Raw genomic sequence first — 17,562 nt, 5'->3', positions numbered from 1 at the left:
CTTTCAGCCGGCCTCAGCCGCGGCGCGGTGGACCTGCTCGACGAAAGCGGCCTTTTCCGATTCCTCCAGAAACGAACCCTCGAATGAGTTTGCCGCCAGTGTCGTGATGTCCTCGATCGACAGGTCGAGCGCTTCGGCGACCGCGCGGTAATTGTCGTTGATGTAGCCGCCGAAATAGGAAGGGTCGTCCGAATTGACCGTCGCCTTCACCCGGCTTTCGAGCATCGTGCGAACCGGGCTCTTGGCGATGTCGTCGATTACGCAGAGCTTCAAATTGGAGAGCGGGCAGACGGTAAGCGTGTGTCCCTCGCGCACGATCCTCTCGACCAGCGCCGCGTCTTCCAAAGCGCGATTGCCGTGGTCGATCCGGTCGACGTCGAGCACGTCCAGCGCCTGCCATACATATTCGGGCGGCCCCTCTTCGCCCGCATGTGCGACAAGCTTGAGACCAAGCTCGCGGCACTTGGCGAAAACGCGTGCGAATTTCTCTGGCGGATGGCCTACTTCGGACGAATCCAGCCCAACACCCTCGATCCGCCCAAGCCACGGCATCGCCTCTTCCAACGTGGCAAAGGCCTCTTCCTCCGACAGATGGCGCAGGAAGCACATGATGAGCTTGTAGCTGATGCCAAGCCGTGCCTTGCCCTCGTCTAGTGCGCGCAGGATGCCGGTGATGACCGTCTCGAACGCAATGCCGCGCTCGGTATGGCCCTGCGGGTCGAAGAAGATCTCGACATGGCGCACATTGTCGCGGTGGACGCGCTCGAGATAAGCGATGGTGAGGTCGTAAAAATCCTGCTCCTCCACAAGTGCCTGCATGCCGAGGTAATAGAGGTCGAGAAACTCCTGCAGGTTCGAAAACTGATAAGCGGCGCGCACTTCCTCGACGCTGGCATAAGGCAGATCGACTCCGTTGCGCTTCGCCAATTCGAACATCATTTCCGGCTCAAGCGAGCCTTCGATATGCAGATGCAGTTCGGCCTTGGGCACCGCGGCGATGAATGCCTCGCGGGTCTTGGTTGCGGCCCGGTCCATCAGGCTTGTCCTTTCAGTTTGAGTATCTCGTTCGCGCACGGTTTGTTCGCGCGGATTTCCTCGTCGGAAAGCCCGTTAAGCTCATGCGGGAAGATCAGCCAGTCCTCGGTCTCGCGCATATAGTAGTCGGGCGTCAGGACGGTCTTGTTTTTCGACGGCTTGTAAAAGACGGTCGCGATCTTGATCGTCTCGGGCGTGTTGCGGCGGCAGCGTTTGCCCAGCTCCTCGATGAATGCCTCGACCGAGCGGCCCGTGTCGAACACGTCGTCGACGATCAGCAGCGAATCCTCGGCATTGAGCGTGTCGATCAGGTAGCCGAGCGCATAGACTTTGACGTGGCGCGATTGCTCGCCGATGCCGGTGTAGGACGAGGTGCGGATCGCGATGTGATCGCATTCGAACCCGCGCGCTTCGAGCAATTCCTGCACTGCGATCCCGATGGGTGCACCGCCGCGCCAGATGCCGACGATATGGCTTGGCACGAAGCCTGAAGCGATGATCTGGTTCGCGAGCGCAAACGACAATTCGAGAAGTTCGTTCGCGTCCAGATACTGTTTTTCGTCCAACTTGCGGCTCCGTCCGGTTCGAGTACGGTTCAAGAGCTAGCGATATTTCGAGAGCCGGTCCAATGCTGCGGCAAGGCCGCCGGGTTTCATGGTTTAGCGTTTGTAAAGACTACCAAATTACAGCGAGGGTCGAACTGGAATGGATGGTTTGAAGGGGGTTGTAATGGGTTTCATGGGGTTCGGTCGCAAGACCTTTGGTCGCAAGGGTCTCGCCCCGCTTCAACCGGAGAAGCCCAAGTCCGGCCGGATTTTCGGCAATCGCCCATCGCGCGGGGGCGGCGGTGGCTCGCCATTCGATCGCTTCTATGCCGACGCGCGCGAGCTGGTCACCAACCCCTCCTATCCCGCATCCGGCTGCAACCAGGCGCTTGAGCTCCTCACCCCGGAAGAACGCGGCGATCTGCTCGCCGATATCGTCATGGGCCAAGGCCATTACGGGGAATATCAGCGCGACGCATCAGAAGCGCAGCTGATCGCGCAGCACGGCCTTTCATGCCTCTGGAACAAGGAAATCGAGGTCCGCAAGGAGCATCTGGCCGCGCTGCTCACGATCCTGCTCCGCAACAAGGATTATCGCCAGCGCTACTATTACGAGACGCAGGTCTCCAAGCTACTCAAGCTGATCAACAGCGCGATCAAGCAGGGCGCTTACCTGTCCTCGGGCGATTGCGAAGCGCTTGCCGAGATGGCGAGCGAGATCCGGCAAGCGCGCTCGACCTATCGCAAGTCCAACACCAAAAAGATGATCCTGCGCGCCGAGAAGCTAGAGAAGCTCGCCGGTGTCGAGGTGAGCGCGACCGAGTTCCTGATGGAGCGCTGTGAGGGCGCAGAGAACGAGTTTGCGATCCCCGACAAGGAACGGCCGAACGCGCAGTTCTGGGCCGACCTGCTGGCTGAGGTCGCGACCAATCTGAACGACATCCGTCTCGCCACCAAGGGCTCGAAACGCGCCAAGTGGGCGAGCACCGAAGCGGCCTTCAACGCCCACTGGCCCGCCTGCGGCGACGTGCGCCCGAGCTATACCGACTGGAAAAGTTCCGCCCAACCGGTCGCAGATCTCAAGGCCAACAATGGCCGACGCAATGGCTGGGCCGATACGGAAGCCTACCGCACGCTCCCCGGCGCAATCGCGGGCGCCGTTGCGCATTCGCGATATGACTGGAGCATGGGCCAGATCCCCGGCCTCGATGTGCTGGCCGACCTTGAAAACCCTGCCTGGACCGCGCTGGTCGAGCATCTTATCACCCAGCGCCGCGCAACCAAGGCGACGAAAACCTGGCTCAAGGAAGCGCTTGAACTGTGCAAGCCGCTCGGTCTAGAAACGGTGGAGGAGAAGCTGCACGATTGGCTTGCGCTGTTCCATTCGCCCGCGCTTGGCCGTGCGAACTATACTGCGGTCGTCAATGGCGACCGCTTCGCCTACACGATCGACCGGCTCGAAGAAGCCCATGGCGACTGGCCGCAGCGCCACGCTTACGAGGTCGAAGCGCTTGGCAAGGCCATCGCGATCTGCGTTGCGAGTGGCGGTAAACATGGCCTCGACTACGCGCTTGGCTGCAAGCTCGTGCTGACCGACGATCACAGCTACAAGAACAAGACCGCGACCACCGGCGTGCTCGACCTGCCCAAGCCAAGCTACAAGCATGCCGACGGCCGCACCGCCTACAAGTCACTCGCGAGCTTCATGCGGCTGAGCGTCGAGAACGAGGAATTCGTGCGCGGCGCGCTGTGGCTGGTTGCGGCTATGCCCAACCGGGCGTGCGCGATCGAGGCGCTGGAGCTGACCGCACTGAGCGCAGCGACCTATCTGTGGACCGGCGAGGACGCGATGCGTTCGAAGATCATCGCCAACGCCGCCATCGCGACGCTGATCGCGATGGGGGGCGACGATGTCGATGCACCGGTGCTGCGCCTCTCGAAACTGGTCGAGCACCGCACCGTTCAGGCACCGCTGCTCAAGCACCTCAACGCCGAAAGCTGAGGCGGGGCAAGGCGAGGAGTTCAGCCGAACTGTTCGTAGCCCTTGCGGGTTTTCTCAAGCGTGAGCTTGTTCGCCTCGCGCCGCGCGCGGTCTTCGTCCGCGAAGGACTTGATCACGCGCTGCCCCTTAGTCCCCACCCGCCCGAATTCGACGATCAGGTCGGCCCCATCGACGCCCACGCGCCAGAACTTGTTCGAAGCGCCCGCGACGAGGCGGTATTCGGTCATGCCGGTTGCCTGGCCTTGAGCCTCGTCCTGCTGAGCCTCGCCTTGTTTGGGCGCGGCCTCGGCGGGAGCAGGTTCGGGCGTGGCTATCGGGGTAATGGTCGTCCCCGCGATTGGATCGGGGTCGGCCAACTCCCAGCTTGATCGGGCAAGCTCGCGCTCGATCCGCTCTACCACCGCGCCGCGATTGCGCAGCCAGCTCGTCACCGGCACATCGACCACCCGCCAGCCAAAGGCGCGCAGGATGCCGGGGCGGAAGACATAGCGTTCCTCGATAGCCTCGGGCGACGTCGTCTCGCGGTCGAGCAGCACACCGAGCGCATAGCCGCCGCCCGCTGGATCGACGATGGCGAGATCGCAGCGGAAGCTTGCCCCGCCGACATGCTCGTGCACCTCGTGGCCCTTGGCGCGCAAAGCTGCCGCGATGGCGCTTCGCACCGGATCATTGGGCAATTCAGCATCGAACGTTTGCGCCGCATCCGGGTTGAGCGTTGCAAGGACAGCCTGCGCGTTGTCATGCGCGCCGTCCGATTGCGCCTCGGCAAAGGCGAGGAAGCTGCGAAGCGCGCGCGCGCCGTCGTTGTGGATGTTGGTGATCGCTTCGGGCGCGATGGTCGACACAATCGCCATGTGACGCTTTGCACGGCTGAAGATGACGTTGAGGCGTTTCTCCCCGCCGCGCTGGTTGATGGGTCCGAAATTCATCACCATCCGCCCATTCGGGCCGGGCGCATAGCACACGCTCATCAGGATGATGTCGCGCTCGTCGCCTTGCACGTTTTCGAGGTTCTTGACGAAGAGGCCGGTATATTGCCCGTCATCCTCGCGCTCCACTTCGCGGGTGAGCGCCGCGGCGAAGGGTTCGTCCTCTGCCGCCAGCTTCTCGAGCGCGTCCTCGATCTCTGATTGCTGGGCTTCGGAGAAGGCGACGATGCCGATCGTCTGCCCCGTCTCGCGCATCAGAAGCTCGCGCACGAGCCCTGCGATATAGCGCGCTTCGGGCAGGTTGGCGCGGCGGTCGTAAACGCCGTCCTCGATCCGGTGCGCGGTGATCGGCGCGGCGAGCAGGCGGTCGACGCCTGTGCCCCACGCGCCCTCGTCCTCGGAATTGACAGGAGCGCCAGCCGCATCGCGCTTGCGCAATGAACGGTCGGGGATGGTGACGAGTTCGCCGGCATAAAACGCGGCGTTCGAGAAGCTGATCAGCGCCTCGAAGCGGCTGCGATAATGCCATGCGAGCAAGGTCGCAGGCAGGTTCCGCGCGGCCTGGCTGAGCAAGCTGTCGGCGTCGAGCACGATCGCAATGCGCTCCCCGCCCTCCTCGGCGACGATCTCCATGTCCTCGTCGTTCTGCGAGGTTGCGAAGAAGCTCGTCGGGGGTAGCTGCATTTCGTCGCCCACGATCACCACCTGCTGCGACCGGCATAGCGCGGGCACGGCGTCTTCGGTCGGGACCTGGCTCGCCTCGTCGAAGATCACGACATCGAACAGGTCGGGCTCGAGCGGGAGCGTGTCGGACACCGAAAGCGGGCTCATCAACCAGACGGGTTTCAAGTCATTGACCACCCGGCCCGTGTCGCCGCTCGCGAGTTCGCGGATCGACTTGTAGCGCATGGTCTTGCCGAACTCGTGCTCGAGCTCGCGCCGGCCATTGGCGTAGACCTTCTTGAACGCGCGCCCGTCGTTGTCGAGCTGCGTCACCGAGGTCTCGGAGATCTTCACATTGTCGCGGAACTGGCGGTGAAGCGTCGCGCGGATCGCCGCCGAGTTCTGGTCGCGCACCACGTCGCGCGCGGCTGAGGCACGGCGCGAGATCGCGATCATTCGGTCGATGTCGAAACGCCGAATCTCCGGATTGCCGCGCTCTTTCTGTGCAATCGCTTCATCGACAATCAGCGCCTCGATCCCGCCTAGCGGCAGAGGCAACTGGGTGAGAGCGCGCGCCACCGCTTCGGGCGCGCTGTGCAGCTCGGTCAGATGCGGGAGGCAGTCGGGAAGCTCGTCGAGATTTTCGCGCAGATCGCGCAGCAATTCGGCAAGCTCATCAAACGTAATGTCACCCAACGCCCCAAGTGTGCCCTCCACCGTCTCGCTGAGCGAACGCATGGCCGAGGCGGCCTGCGCCATGCGGGCAAATATTTGCGCGCCGTTGGGAGACGAGGAAAGCGCGAGCAGTTTCTCTGTCGCCTTCGAAGGCGTGCCTTCGAGGATCGTGTTTCGAAATGCGAGCAGGCCGGCAAGATCATCGGTGCCGAGACGCTCCTCAATCGCTTTGCGTCCGCGCGCCAATTCATCGCGCGCGCCGTGAAGCTGCGACAGCGTTTCGAGCACGGCGGTGATCTTGGGCTTCACTGCATGCGACGCGAAGTCGTACCGCGAGGCGACAGTCGCCTTGAGCGTGCGCCACTCGCCGCTGAAGAACGCGAAGAGAGAACCTTCTTTCGAGCGCGCCAGATCAAGCGCCGTAGCGGTATCGGCGGGATCGAGCGGATCGCTCCACCCGCTTGCCTGTTTCGCGGCCTCCCTCTCTGCCTCTTCGAGCGAGGCGATGCGGCTGACATCGGCTTTCAGTGCCTTGGTGTCATCCGAAAGCGGGTCGAGCAGGCCGGGTGAATTCGCCAGGCCTGTTGCCGCCATTTTCTCGGCAAGCGCGACAATCTCGCTCGCCTCGGCAAAGGCGCTGCCGCCGGAAAGCGGAATGTCTGCATCCTCGAACAGGGGGTCGAGCCGCTGGAGCTGGCTTTCGGCATTATCGATGGCGGCTTCGATCGCGGCGTAGGGGCGATCCTGACGAAGGATATCGGCGCGCAGCCGCGCAAAGGGAATCACCGCGATCTGCGAGACGCCGACCAGTTCGTGCATCGCGCGGGTCACGCGCTCGATCATGGCGCGACTGGCGTCCCATTGCGCAAGATCGGGCAGCATCTCACGCGTCGCCGCCCCTACCGATCCATCGGGCGCAGGCAGCATCGCAGCGCGGCGCACAAGATCGCGCAATGAAGCGCCGTTGCCTTCATCCGTAGCCCCGACGACCGCCTCGAATGCAGCGATTTGCTGTAAATGCTCCTTCAGCGCAGCAACCGTTTGCGAACGCGCAGCGCGCGCGTCTTCGAGCTGGTCGGAAGTCCGCCCCCAGCGCTCGTAATGGTCGCGCAGATTGGCGATGAAGTCCTTCTTGTCGTCCTGCGCATCGTGGATGATCGTGGCGAGCCCATCGAGGCCAGCCTGCCCCAGCCGGTGATACACGACGTCGAGCGCCGCGCGCTTCTCGCACACGAACAGGACCCGTTTGCCCTGCCCCGCATAGTCGGCGATCAGGTTGGTGATCGTCTGCGACTTGCCGGTGCCCGGCGGCCCCTGGATGATGTAGCTGCGCCCCGTGCGCGCGAAGGCGACGGCCTGTTCCTGCGTCGCATCGCTCGGCACGACGCTCCACTGCTCCTCAGGCGGGATCGGCGGCGGCGCTTCCTCGACGAACGGGCGCGGTTCGATGGAGAAGACCTGATCGAAACCCGGCTGCGTTTCGGGGTCATCGATGAGCGCGTTGTAATCGCGCACCAGCGACATCTTCTTGTAATTGAAGTTCGCCAGCGTCACGCCGGTGAGGTCTATCGACCAAGAAAATTTGTGCCCCTCGCCGCTCGCCTTTCCGTATGACAGCGCTTCGGTTTCGGCGACCATCAGCTCGCGCTTGGCCTGATAGCCACCGCCTGCCGCCATGCGCTGAGGGAGAGCATCGGGCTTCACGAACTTCTCAAACAGGGCAAGGCCGAGCGGGCGATAATCGTCGCGCGAATAGCTGAAGTCGGCATTGGCGCTGATCCTTTCCTTGCGGCCCGAGCGGCGGCGGTTGAACTTGTTCACGCGGGCGACCGCGCGCTGCATGATGAGGCGGATTTCGGGCCGCTCCTGCAGTTCAAGCCGCACGCCGGGCTCGCTCTCATGGATCTGCGTGCGGATCGCCTCGTGCACTGCCTCAATCGGTGTTTCGGAAAGATCGACGCTTTCAGGCAGTTCGATGTCGTAAAGCTGACGCAGCATGTGGCGCAGCGCCGGGTTGAATTCCGCGATGCTGTCCTGGCAGGTCATCACGTACTGATCGCGCACACCCTTGCGTTTCTTCACCTCTACGGGAAGCCACAAGAGCGGCGAGCTGATGCGGTCCTCGGGCGCTTCTTTCAGGTTGTGCCAGTGCAGGAAAGCGACCGTCAGGCGCAGGCTGGAGAAGCCGTATTCATTCCGGTTGCGCCGGTTTTCCTGCATGATCCGGTCAAGCTGCGAGGGGATCTGCGGCTGGTCTTCGAAACGCAGCCAGCGATTGAGCGGCACGGATTTCCCGCCCAGCACGTCCTTGGTGAACTTGCCCTTCCACGTGCACAGCGAATCGGCCCGCACGCTCTCGATCCGCATCACCATCGGCATGCTGGCCTCGGTCAGGTTGATCGAGCTTTGGGTGGCGCGGAAGTGGATCAGGCGGTTGCGGCGCGAGAGGTCGAACAACCGGTCGCGCAGGTGCGAGAGCACCGCCGCGCGGCGTCCGGGCACGCCTTGCGCCTCGGCCATGACGCGCTCGACCTCGATGCCGGTGGGCTGGTCACGCCACGTGTCGAGGCGGCGCGCAAGCTCGGCGACGTCCGTTGCGCGCGAGTGGCGGTTCAGCTCGGTGGCTTCGAGGATCAGCGAGGCGATGACCGGGTGCAGGCGCGGCGCGATGGCAAAGAGGTTGTCGCGATTAAGCGAGAACTGCTTGAGATCCTCAAACTCCCTCGGGTCGATCCCGCAGGCAAGCGAGGCCATGATCATGCCCAGCTGGAAGACGTCGGTGATCTCGTCGTGATGGCCAAGCTCGATTTCCCAGCTTCGCAGCCCGGTGATGTAGGACGGGGCCTTTAGATCGATTTCGTCGCCCTCGAGTACCGAGAGATCATCGATCTTGGTGCCGCGCTCCTCGTCCTGCGTGACGCGGTAATTGCCGACCAGTTTGAGCGCGCTGGAGACCTGCGGCTGGATGTCGTGGATGGCTTTCAGATTGCTGCTTGGCGCTTCACCTGCTGTATCGACAAGCACCAGCTGGCCGTCTTCGAGCTCCACCACGCTGTCGAGCGCGATCCTTGCGACCAGCCCCTGTTCGTGAAGCTGCGCGACCTGCCGCATGAGGCCGAGCAACGCGTGAACGACATCGTCCTGCGAGAGCATGCGCGCATCCTCGAGAACCGCACCCAGAAGCCGGGTCGGTGCTGCCTGTTCCAATGTCTCGCTCATGCTGCCTTCGCCGCCTGCGCGACCAGCTTGTCGCTGCGCGCCTTGGTCCATTTGAGGTCGCGCCGCAGCGCGCCGGTCATACGCTCGCTCGCGCCAATTTCTGAAGCGATCTTGGCCCCCGCCAACATCACCGCGTCGGTCGCGTCGGGATCGGCCATCGCGATGTCGAAAGTGAGCGCGACGAAGTAGTCGCGCGTCGCGTCATCGATCCGCTCGACGCCGATTTCAGCGAGATCCAGCGGCGTCTCTTCGCGCTTGCCGAAGTCAGGGAAATACGCGCGCAGCTGGGTCGTGATCTCCTCTCCTGCATCCTCGATATCGACCATCAATCGGGCAAGGAATGCGCGGGTCATTTCCGTTAGCTTGCTCTGGCCGAGCAGGTCGAGCGCCTCGATCGAGAGCGGGCCCTTGAGCTGCTTTTCAAGCCATGGCTCCATCTCCGGATAGCCTGACCACCACAACTGGAGCGCGCGCGCCCGCACATAGGCCTCTGGGTGCGAGAGCCCTTGCGATTTGCCTCCGCGCGTTTCGACCTCTTGCGCCTGACGTAGGTAGGCGTCGGGATCGACATTGGTGAGACCGGTCATGACCTTGACCAGCACCGCAACCGAAGGCTCGAAAGCGCCTGCCGCAATCGCTGCGCCGCGATCGGCGAAAAGTTCGGTGTGGAGGCTGAGCAGACGCGCCGTCTCGCGGTGCGACGGCTTTGCGTCCGGATAGGCCAGCGCGTGTTCGAACACGCGGTTCGCGCGATAATGCTCGCCTTCACCAATCGACCACAGCAGGTAATGCGACAATTCATGGCCAAGCAGCGCGAGAAGTTCGGCCTCATTGAGCTTTTCAAGGATCGGGCCGAAGAAGATCATGTGGATCTCGCCGGGCGTATAGACGAGGCTTGCATTCATAGTGCCGTCATTCGCCTGGTAGAGCGTCACCGGCGCCTCGATCCCGAGCCGTTCCATCGCCGTGCGACATGCCTCGAACACCTCCGGATGGCCCGCAGGCTCCAACCGGTATGTATCGCGCAGCATTGTGTCGCGAATTTCGCCAAATTCCTTCGTCTGGGCCTCTGACGCGGACCATTCCCATGCGTGCGACTCCTCGCGCTTGAGATGCGCGATCACGTCATCATGATATCGAAAAGGCGCGAGCGAACGCTCCTGCGCTGATACTTCCATTCCCCGACCCCAAGGTAACTGTCTCGTAAAGCTAGCTTATAATTCAAAGGGCTTAAAGACAGGTGTTTGCTGCGCGCAATCGCGCGATCGAGCCAGCAGGGTTGGTCACAGGACGACACCTGAAGCCAGGACGAAAAATGCCCCCGCGATCTCTAAGGATGGCGGGGGCTAAGTTCGGGGGCACCGCGGGTCATTGAACGATGCAAAGAGAAATATGCACAGCGCGCCAAAAGGTTGCATTGTAACGAAAATTTTTCCTCATCGCGGGATTTGACGGGCCCGTCCGTGGCCTCGGATCGGCCCGAGCCGCTCTTCGATGCAGCTTTCGAAGAGAGATTCCGTGAATAGAGGTTGATGGGGCGCGAAGCAGACTGGAGCTGAGCTCTAAAACCAGGCCCGTACGCCGATCAGCACCTTGAAGCCGTCAGGATCGTCACCGGCTGCGCGAGCAATGTCAGCGGTCTCGCCCAGTTTTGCCTCGTATTCGACACCGACATATGGCGCGAACTCGCGCTCGATCTCATAGCGCAGCCGCAGGCCCGGCTCGACCTTGGTCAGCCCTGCGCCGATGCGGCGCTCGGGAATGTCCTGCGCAGCAAGCTCCACTTTGAGCCTTGGCTGCAAGATCAGTCGCTGCGTGATGCGCTGGTCGTATTCGCCCTCAACGCGCGCTGTCAGGTCCCCGCGATCTGAAAGGAACAGCGCCCCGTCTACGTGAAACATGTAAGGCGCAAGGCCCTGAATGCCGACGACCAGATGGCCGCGCGTATCGGGCTCGGGGTCAAAGCGCACGCCGGCCTGAAGATCGAAAAACGGGCCGATGGCGCGGCTGTAGAGCGCCTGAATTTCCGCGTCTTCGAGCTCGCCGCCGAACTCGCCCTCGCCCTCGGTCTTGAGGACAAAGCGGTTGATATCGCCGCCATAGAATGCCTGCGCGTCCCAGACATAGCCATCCTCGCCGCCATCGGCAGCAAAGCGCGCTTCGAGCCGCTCGATCAGCACGCTGCCGGTGCGCATGCCGCCATTCTCTCGTGCGAGGTTGCGACGGCTGGAAGCCATCGCATCGGTTCCCCAGATCGAGTCGGCGGCGTGGCGCGGGCCGTCGAAGGCGCGCTCGGGGACGGCGCTTTCGGGCGCTGCGCCGGGTGCGGTTTTATCGACCGAAGCGCCGCCGTGCTGGCCGTGCCCCATTTGCGAATGATCCATCGCGGAATGGTCCATCTGAGCGTGGTCCATGCTGCCGTGTTCCATGCTGCCGTGGTCCCTACCGGGATCATCCGCCGCACCGTCATCGCTCTTGGCATCCTGTTGATGCTGGCTGTGGTCCATCTGCGAATGGTCCATCTGGCCATTCTGCACCTCGTTCTCTTTCGCAGGGCATTGCTTGGGCGGCAGATGCCCTATGGCGCAATGATCGACTTCGGTCGTCGGCTCAGGCTGCGCTGCGTGCTGATGCGCCCCGTGCGAGCCGTGCGCGGAGTGATCCTGCGCGGCAACAGGGGCAGCGAAGAGCGCCGCGCTTGCAAGCAAAACAAAACGCATCAGGACGGCGTGCCTTCGGGAAACGGGCGCACGGTCACGACCTGCATCATGCCCGCATGCATGTGATAGAGCAGGTGGCAGTGGAAGGCCCAGTCGCCCGGCTCGTTCGCGGTGAGGTCGAAGGTCGCCGTGCCGCCCGGCTGAACGACCATCGTGTGCTTGAGCGGCTGGTGCATGTGATCCGCGCCATTCACCATTTCGAAGAAATGACCGTGAAGGTGGATCGGGTGCGCCATCATGGTCTGGTTGACCAACTTCACGCGCACACGTTCGTCATAGCCAAAGCGGATCGGGTCATCGGTAACGCTGGTGAACTTCTTGCCATCGAAGCTCCACATGTAGCGCTCCATGTTCCCGGTGAGATGGATTTCCATCTCGCGATCGACCTCGCGGTGCGGGTTCATGCGCTTTGCCTTGAGATCGGTGTAACGCAGCACGCGGTGCGGCATATTGTCGAGCCCAAGGCCGGGGAAGTCCATGCGATCGGTTGGCATGGGTGCGACCATGTCGACACCGGGGCCAACCTTCACGTCATCGGGCAGTTTTGACGTGTCGCGCATCTCGTGATCCATACCGCCCATATCGTGACCCATCGCGGCATGGGCGGAATGATCCATCATGCCCATATCGGTCATGGTCAGCGTGGGTGTCTCGCGCAGGGCCGGAGGCGTCGCGATGTGGCCCTTGTGGCTCGTGAGGCTGGCAACGCCCATGCCGCTGCGATCCATGGCCTCGGCCACGATGGCGTGGCTCCCGTCCGATGGCGCGACGATCACGTCGTAGGTTTCCGCGACACCAATCTGGAACTCGTCCACCTCGACCTCGTCGACGTCCTTACCGTCGGCCTGGATGACCGTCATCGGCACGCCGGGGATACGGACATTGAAGAAGCTCATCGCGCTGCCATTGATGACGCGCAGCCGCACTTTCTCGCCCGGTCGAAACTCGAGCTGAAGGTCGTCTGCCGGGCCGTGGCCGTTGATGAGATAGGTATAGGTCGAGCCTGTCACATCCGAGATGTCGCGCGGGTTCATGCGCATCTGGCTCCACATGCGGCGCATTTCGCCAGACATGTCGCCCTCGCTCGCGGTCTGCATCTGGCGGTTGAAGTAGTGCTCGCCGACCTTGAGCTTGCGCATGATCTCATGCGGGTGGATCGGCGTGAACTCGCTCAGCAGCACGACATAATCGCGGTCGTAGCGCGGGTCGGGGTCAGCGCTTTCGATGATGATCGGGCCATAGTGCCCAGCCTGTTCCTGAAGCCCGGAATGCGAGTGCCACCAATATGTGCCGTTCTGCCTGACGGGAAACTCATAGGTGAATGTCTCACCCGGCTTGATGCCTGGAAAGCTGACACCGGGAACGCCGTCGAACTGGAAGGGCAGCAGCAGGCCGTGCCAGTGGATAGAGGAATCCTCTGCAAGGTTATTCGTGACGTGGAGCCGAATGTCCTGCCCTTCGCGCAAGCGGATGAGCGGGCCAGGAACCGTGCCATTGACCGCAAAGGCATGTCCCGAACGCCCGCCCGTCATGAAATGCGCATCGCCAATCGAGAGATTGATGTCCTCCCCCGAAAGTTCGCCGAACCCGTTTTTCGCGTGCGCAAGACCACCACCTCGCGCCCATGCAGGCATCGGAAGTGAAGTTGCTGCGGCAAGGGCGGCAGTGCTCGAAATAAATGCGCGGCGTGAGGTGTTGAATGTCATTCTGGCTTTGGGGTTGCTGCAATCTCAACATCGGGATACTATACCCCCCTATAGTATGTAAACGGGATTTCATCCGATGAGCGGAACGGACAAGATCAAGCGGTTGAACCGCATCGCAGGACAGGTGCGCGGTGTGGCCCAGATGATCGAGGATGACCGCTATTGCATGGACATCCTGCACCAGATCGCAGCGATCAAGTCAGCCTTGGCCAAGGTGGAAAGCCAGGTGCTCAAGGACCACGCCGCGTGCTGCGTAGCCGAGGCTATCGCAAGCGGTGACGAAGTCGAACAGCGCGAGAAGTTCGAGGAACTGGTCGAGCTCTTGGAACGCACGCGCAAGTAAGCGTTTTTCTGGATATGAAACAGCCAAATACAGCCAAGCTCTATCGCATGGTCATGGAAGACCATGTGTGCCCCTACGGTATCAAATCGAAGTGGTTGCTCGAGAGCCGTGGCTACCAGGTTGACGACCACCACCTCACCACGCGCGAAGAGACCGACGCTTTCAAGGACAAGCACGGGGTCAAGACCACCCCCCAGACATGGATCGGTGATGAGCGCATAGGCGGCTACACCGACCTCGCAGCGCATTTCGGCAACCCGGTCCAGAAAAAGGGAACGTCATACCAGCCGGTCGCGGCGCTGTTCGGTATGATGGCGTTGATGGCGCTCGGTGCAGCGTGGGTCGCAACGGGTGAGCCGCTCTCGATCCTGTCAGCTGAATGGTTCGTCAGCTTTTCAATGTGTGCGCTTGCCTATCTGAAGCTGCGCGATGTCGAGAGCTTCTCGACCATGTTCTTGAACTACGACCTCCTGGCAAAGCGCTGGGTGCCATATGGATATATCTATCCGTTTGCAGAGGGATTAGCAGGAGTGCTGATGACCGCGCAGGTCCTCAACTTCGTATCGATCCCCGTCGCGCTTTTCATCGGTACGATCGGCGCGGTGAGCGTGTTCAAGGCAGTCTATATCGACAAACGCGAGCTTAAGTGCGCTTGTGTCGGCGGCGACAGCAACGTGCCGCTGGGCTTTGTCTCACTGACCGAGAACCTGTTCATGATCGGCATGGCGGTTTGGATGCTGGTGAAGCCCTTGGCGATATGATCTGTCGCGCCTGCAATTGGCTTGTTGCTCGACAAGCCGCTCGCTCATCTGCGACTAACTCGGACCCTTGCGGGAACGACAGTTATTTTGAAGTCCTCGCAAACATCGTTCCAGGGATCTAATCCATGAACTCTGCGCTCAGGGGGCCAGCGCCTTCTGGGTCGCTGAAGTCATTTCGACATCGCCCATGAACACCCGCATGGTCTCGCGTGCTCGGCTGACGCGGCTTTTGACCGTGCCGACATTCGTGTCCATGATACTCGCTGCCTCATCGTAAGACATTCCAGCCCCGGCAACGAGCCACAGGGCCTCTGCCTGATGTGCTGGCAGGCGCGCCATGGTGCGCTCGACGTCATCGACGTGGATGCCGTTTTCTTGCGTTGCCTGCTGAATGAGTAAGCGCTCGGCCTGTTCGGGTTCGAGATCTGTTTCGCGCTTTGTTTTGCGGAGCGAATTGTAGAATTCGTTGCGCAGGATCGTGAACATCCATGCCCGGAAGTTGGAACCCGGAATATAGGTTTCACGCGCGGACCATGCGCGAGCCATCGCTTCTTGCGCAAGATCGTCCGCAAGATCGCGGTTGCGGCAAAGGCCACGCGCAAAAGCACGCAACGAAGGGACCAGCGCGACCATATCCTCTTGGAACTGAGAGAAGCCGTCGGGTCGCGAAGAACGTTCCACGGTGCCTGCCATCAGCTCTCCCTCGACCGGGTTTGTTTGCTGGCGAACTCTGCGATCAGGTCGCAAAATTCATCCGGCACCTCTTCTTTTTCCACGTCGTTGAACATCTGACGCAGTGCCGCGTCAATTGGGTCAAATGACGTAGACCGTTGTTTGCGCTCGTTTGTCATCGTGCTTGCATAGCTCATTTGTCTTTCCAGATCGGTGCCTTGAGCACCGCAAAAATCAGGTTGGATGAGCAGCATTTTGATGAAGCTGCTCGATAGTCATACCCATGCAAGTGGGTCGCGACGCAAAATGTTCCATAAAAAGCGGGAACAAATCCGACCGGGCAATCTTGGTCCATCAGGGAGTTTACTGATTATGACCTTTGAGAATGAAGTCGCGCGCGAGCTGCCGTTCCTCCGCCGCTACGCACGAATGCTTACCGGATCGCAGGCCGCTGGCGATGCCGCTGTCCGCGAAACGCTGCAGGCGATGATTGCCGCGCCCGACGAGTTTCGCACCGAGTTTCCGGTGCGAAATGAATTGTACCGCGTGTTTCACAAGCTCTGGACCGACGCGTCCCTGCGCTCAATCGACCTGTCGAGCGCAGTAATCGGCGCATTGCCGCACAAGGCCCGCAAGGCATTGCTGCTGACCACGATCGAGGGTTTCGAAGCGGACGACGCAGCATTCATTCTCGCCATCGAGGAAAGCGAAGTGCGCGCCCTTACTGCCGAAGCGCGAGAAGCGATCAGTGCGATGCTTTCTTCACGCGTGCTGGTGATCGAGGACGAGGCGCTGATCGCGCTGCACCTCAAACAACTGCTTGTCGACATGGGCAATGACGTCGCCGCGGTCGCCCGCACGGCGAGCGAGGCGGTCGAAGCCGCTGACCAAGTCCAGCCCGAACTCATCCTTGCCGACATCAACCTGGCTGACGGGTCGAGCGGGATTGATGCGGTCGACGAGATCCTGCAGAAAATCGACGTGCCTGTCATCTTCATCACGGCTTTCCCGGAAAAGCTGCTGACCGGCGAACGTCCTGAACCGGCCTACGTCATCGCCAAACCGTTTAATCCCGATCACGTCGCGGCAACGGTCATGCAGGCTTTGCTGGTGAGCCGCGAGGCTTCGATGGATGCAGAGCACGCCTGATAAGGGCGGCTAGCCAAGAGAGCTGACAGATGACCTCTGGCACAGGTTCCTTGTCCGTTCTCTATGTCGATCCCGACGAGGCATCGGCAGTTGACATCGCGCGCCAGCTCGGCGGCATCGGACATGACGTCACACATGTGGCGAGCTCAGACGATGCCGCAGAACTTCTTGCCAATCGTGAGTTTGATACTGTCCTTCTTGCTGACAGCGAAGACGTAATGAAAGGCTCGATTGGTTCGCTGGGCGAGGTCGACAGTCTGCCACCGGTCATCTGCCTGCTTGCCTCGCACAATGCTTCGCTTGCGCTTGATGCGTTGAAAGCCGGGGCGCAGGATTATCTCGTCAAAGAGACTGATCCGGGGTTTGTTGGCCTGCTCGATGCGATCCTTGGCCGCGGCGTTAATCATGACCGTGCGCGGCGCGGTAAGATGATCGCGGAGCGAGAGGCGGCCGTATCGCGTTCGCGCTCCGACATGCTGCTGGACGAGATGAAACATCGCATCGCCAACAGCCTCGCGCTCGTCGTGTCGATGGCTCACATGCAGGCCGGTGCATTACCAACAGGCGAAGCGCATCGCGCGATGGATGACTTTGCCGACCGCGTTCACGCAATCGCACAGGTTCACAAAGGACTTTATGCCTCGATGAAAGTCGGGACGGTCGCGATTGACGACTATCTGACGCGCCTGGCCCGAGAGCTGCGCAGCGATCACCTTGGCAGACGCTCGCTTTCCGACCTGAAATTCGAATGCATCGAAGCGACCGTCTCGGTCGACCAGGCGATTTCGCTCGGTATCATCCTTTCAGAACTGGTCGGCAATGCAGCCCGTTTTGCCTATCCGGGCTGCGAGAAGGGCGAGGTGCGCGCCGCGCTCGTGCGAGACGGTGATGATGCCGCGACACTGGTGGTCGAGGATGACGGCGTCGGCATTGCGGATACCGCGCTGATGCATCCCGGCCTCGGCTCGCAAATCATCGGCGTGCTTGCACACAGTCTCGACGGCAAATTCCAGTTTGAGACCAAAGAGAAAGGGGTGAGAGCGGTCGTGCAATTCCCCCTGCCGGACAAGACCAACTCTCGCGCCATGGACGCATAGAGGTGTTAGGACGAATTGACTCGCGCCTTTTGGCAGCTTTCCGTAG

The 17,562-nt window shown here is 61.6% G+C and carries 13 protein-coding genes; 5 read left to right on the top strand and 8 right to left on the bottom strand.

Annotated features, from left to right (window positions below):
- Positions 1-3 precede the first annotated feature (3 nt).
- Both AC0V6T_RS00985 and AC0V6T_RS00980 read right to left on the bottom strand, forming a co-directional pair.
- Positions 4-1,035: an adenosine deaminase gene (locus tag AC0V6T_RS00985; RefSeq protein WP_486123526.1), complete on the bottom strand. Its 1,032-nt coding sequence runs from the start codon at positions 1,033-1,035 to the stop codon at positions 4-6.
- On the bottom strand, positions 1,035-1,601 hold the full coding sequence (locus AC0V6T_RS00980; RefSeq protein ID WP_486123524.1) for a phosphoribosyltransferase: 567 nt from the start codon (positions 1,599-1,601) through the stop codon (positions 1,035-1,037). The genes AC0V6T_RS00985 and AC0V6T_RS00980 overlap by 1 nt, the downstream gene beginning before the upstream one ends.
- A gap of 163 nt (positions 1,602-1,764) precedes the next feature.
- Here AC0V6T_RS00980 and AC0V6T_RS00975 point away from each other — a divergent pair, with 163 nt between their 5' ends.
- Entirely contained in the window at positions 1,765-3,582 is a 1,818-nt protein-coding gene (locus tag AC0V6T_RS00975; protein ID WP_486123522.1) for a hypothetical protein, read from the top strand.
- Between the two features lie 20 nt (positions 3,583-3,602).
- Here AC0V6T_RS00975 and AC0V6T_RS00970 read toward each other — a convergent pair whose 3' ends face one another.
- The 4 genes from AC0V6T_RS00970 to AC0V6T_RS00955 all read right to left on the bottom strand — a co-directional run bounded on the left by AC0V6T_RS00970 (position 3,603) and on the right by AC0V6T_RS00955 (position 13,494).
- Positions 3,603-9,068: an AAA domain-containing protein gene (locus AC0V6T_RS00970; RefSeq protein WP_486123520.1), complete on the bottom strand. Its 5,466-nt coding sequence runs from the start codon at positions 9,066-9,068 to the stop codon at positions 3,603-3,605.
- A complete protein-coding gene (locus AC0V6T_RS00965) occupies positions 9,065-10,246 on the bottom strand; it encodes a M48 family metalloprotease (protein ID WP_486123518.1) in 1,182 nt (393 codons plus the stop codon). Before AC0V6T_RS00965 ends, AC0V6T_RS00970 begins: the two co-directional genes overlap by 4 nt.
- 384 nt (positions 10,247-10,630) lie before the next feature.
- Positions 10,631-11,788, bottom strand: a complete 1,158-nt coding sequence (locus AC0V6T_RS00960) for a copper resistance protein B (RefSeq protein WP_486123516.1) — start codon at positions 11,786-11,788, stop codon at positions 10,631-10,633.
- Positions 11,788-13,494, bottom strand: a complete 1,707-nt coding sequence (locus tag AC0V6T_RS00955) for a copper resistance system multicopper oxidase (RefSeq protein WP_486123514.1) — start codon at positions 13,492-13,494, stop codon at positions 11,788-11,790. Before AC0V6T_RS00955 ends, AC0V6T_RS00960 begins: the two co-directional genes overlap by 1 nt.
- Before the next feature lie 76 nt (positions 13,495-13,570).
- On the opposite strand from AC0V6T_RS00955, the gene AC0V6T_RS00950 reads away from it, so the two are divergent.
- Positions 13,571-13,837 carry a metal-sensitive transcriptional regulator gene (locus AC0V6T_RS00950; RefSeq protein ID WP_040464408.1) on the top strand — a complete coding sequence of 89 codons (267 nt, stop codon included), beginning with the start codon at positions 13,571-13,573 and terminating at the stop codon, positions 13,835-13,837.
- 14 nt (positions 13,838-13,851) lie between these two features.
- The gene (locus AC0V6T_RS00945; protein ID WP_486123512.1) at positions 13,852-14,598 is read left to right on the top strand and encodes a MauE/DoxX family redox-associated membrane protein; all 747 of its coding nucleotides are present in this window, start codon (positions 13,852-13,854) and stop codon (positions 14,596-14,598) included.
- Between the two features lie 138 nt (positions 14,599-14,736).
- Here the strand turns inward: AC0V6T_RS00945 and AC0V6T_RS00940 are convergent, their stop codons facing one another.
- Positions 14,737-15,291, bottom strand: a complete 555-nt coding sequence (locus tag AC0V6T_RS00940) for a sigma-70 family RNA polymerase sigma factor (RefSeq protein WP_486123510.1) — start codon at positions 15,289-15,291, stop codon at positions 14,737-14,739.
- Complete coding sequence (locus tag AC0V6T_RS00935; protein WP_486123508.1) at positions 15,291-15,524, bottom strand: NepR family anti-sigma factor; 234 nt, start codon at positions 15,522-15,524, stop codon at positions 15,291-15,293. Before AC0V6T_RS00935 ends, AC0V6T_RS00940 begins: the two co-directional genes overlap by 1 nt.
- 118 nt (positions 15,525-15,642) lie before the next feature.
- Here AC0V6T_RS00935 and AC0V6T_RS00930 point away from each other — a divergent pair, with 118 nt between their 5' ends.
- Positions 15,643-16,419, top strand: a complete 777-nt coding sequence (locus tag AC0V6T_RS00930; protein ID WP_007165246.1) for a response regulator — start codon at positions 15,643-15,645, stop codon at positions 16,417-16,419.
- 29 nt (positions 16,420-16,448) lie between these two features.
- On the top strand, positions 16,449-17,516 hold the full coding sequence (locus tag AC0V6T_RS00925; RefSeq protein WP_486123506.1) for a sensor histidine kinase: 1,068 nt from the start codon (positions 16,449-16,451) through the stop codon (positions 17,514-17,516).
- Positions 17,517-17,562: the final 46 nt, after the last annotated feature.

The organism is Erythrobacter sp. S158 (genome assembly GCF_057364915.1).
Note: the sequence above shows the minus strand (reverse complement) of the source record. Positions and strands in the feature narration are given on the sequence as shown.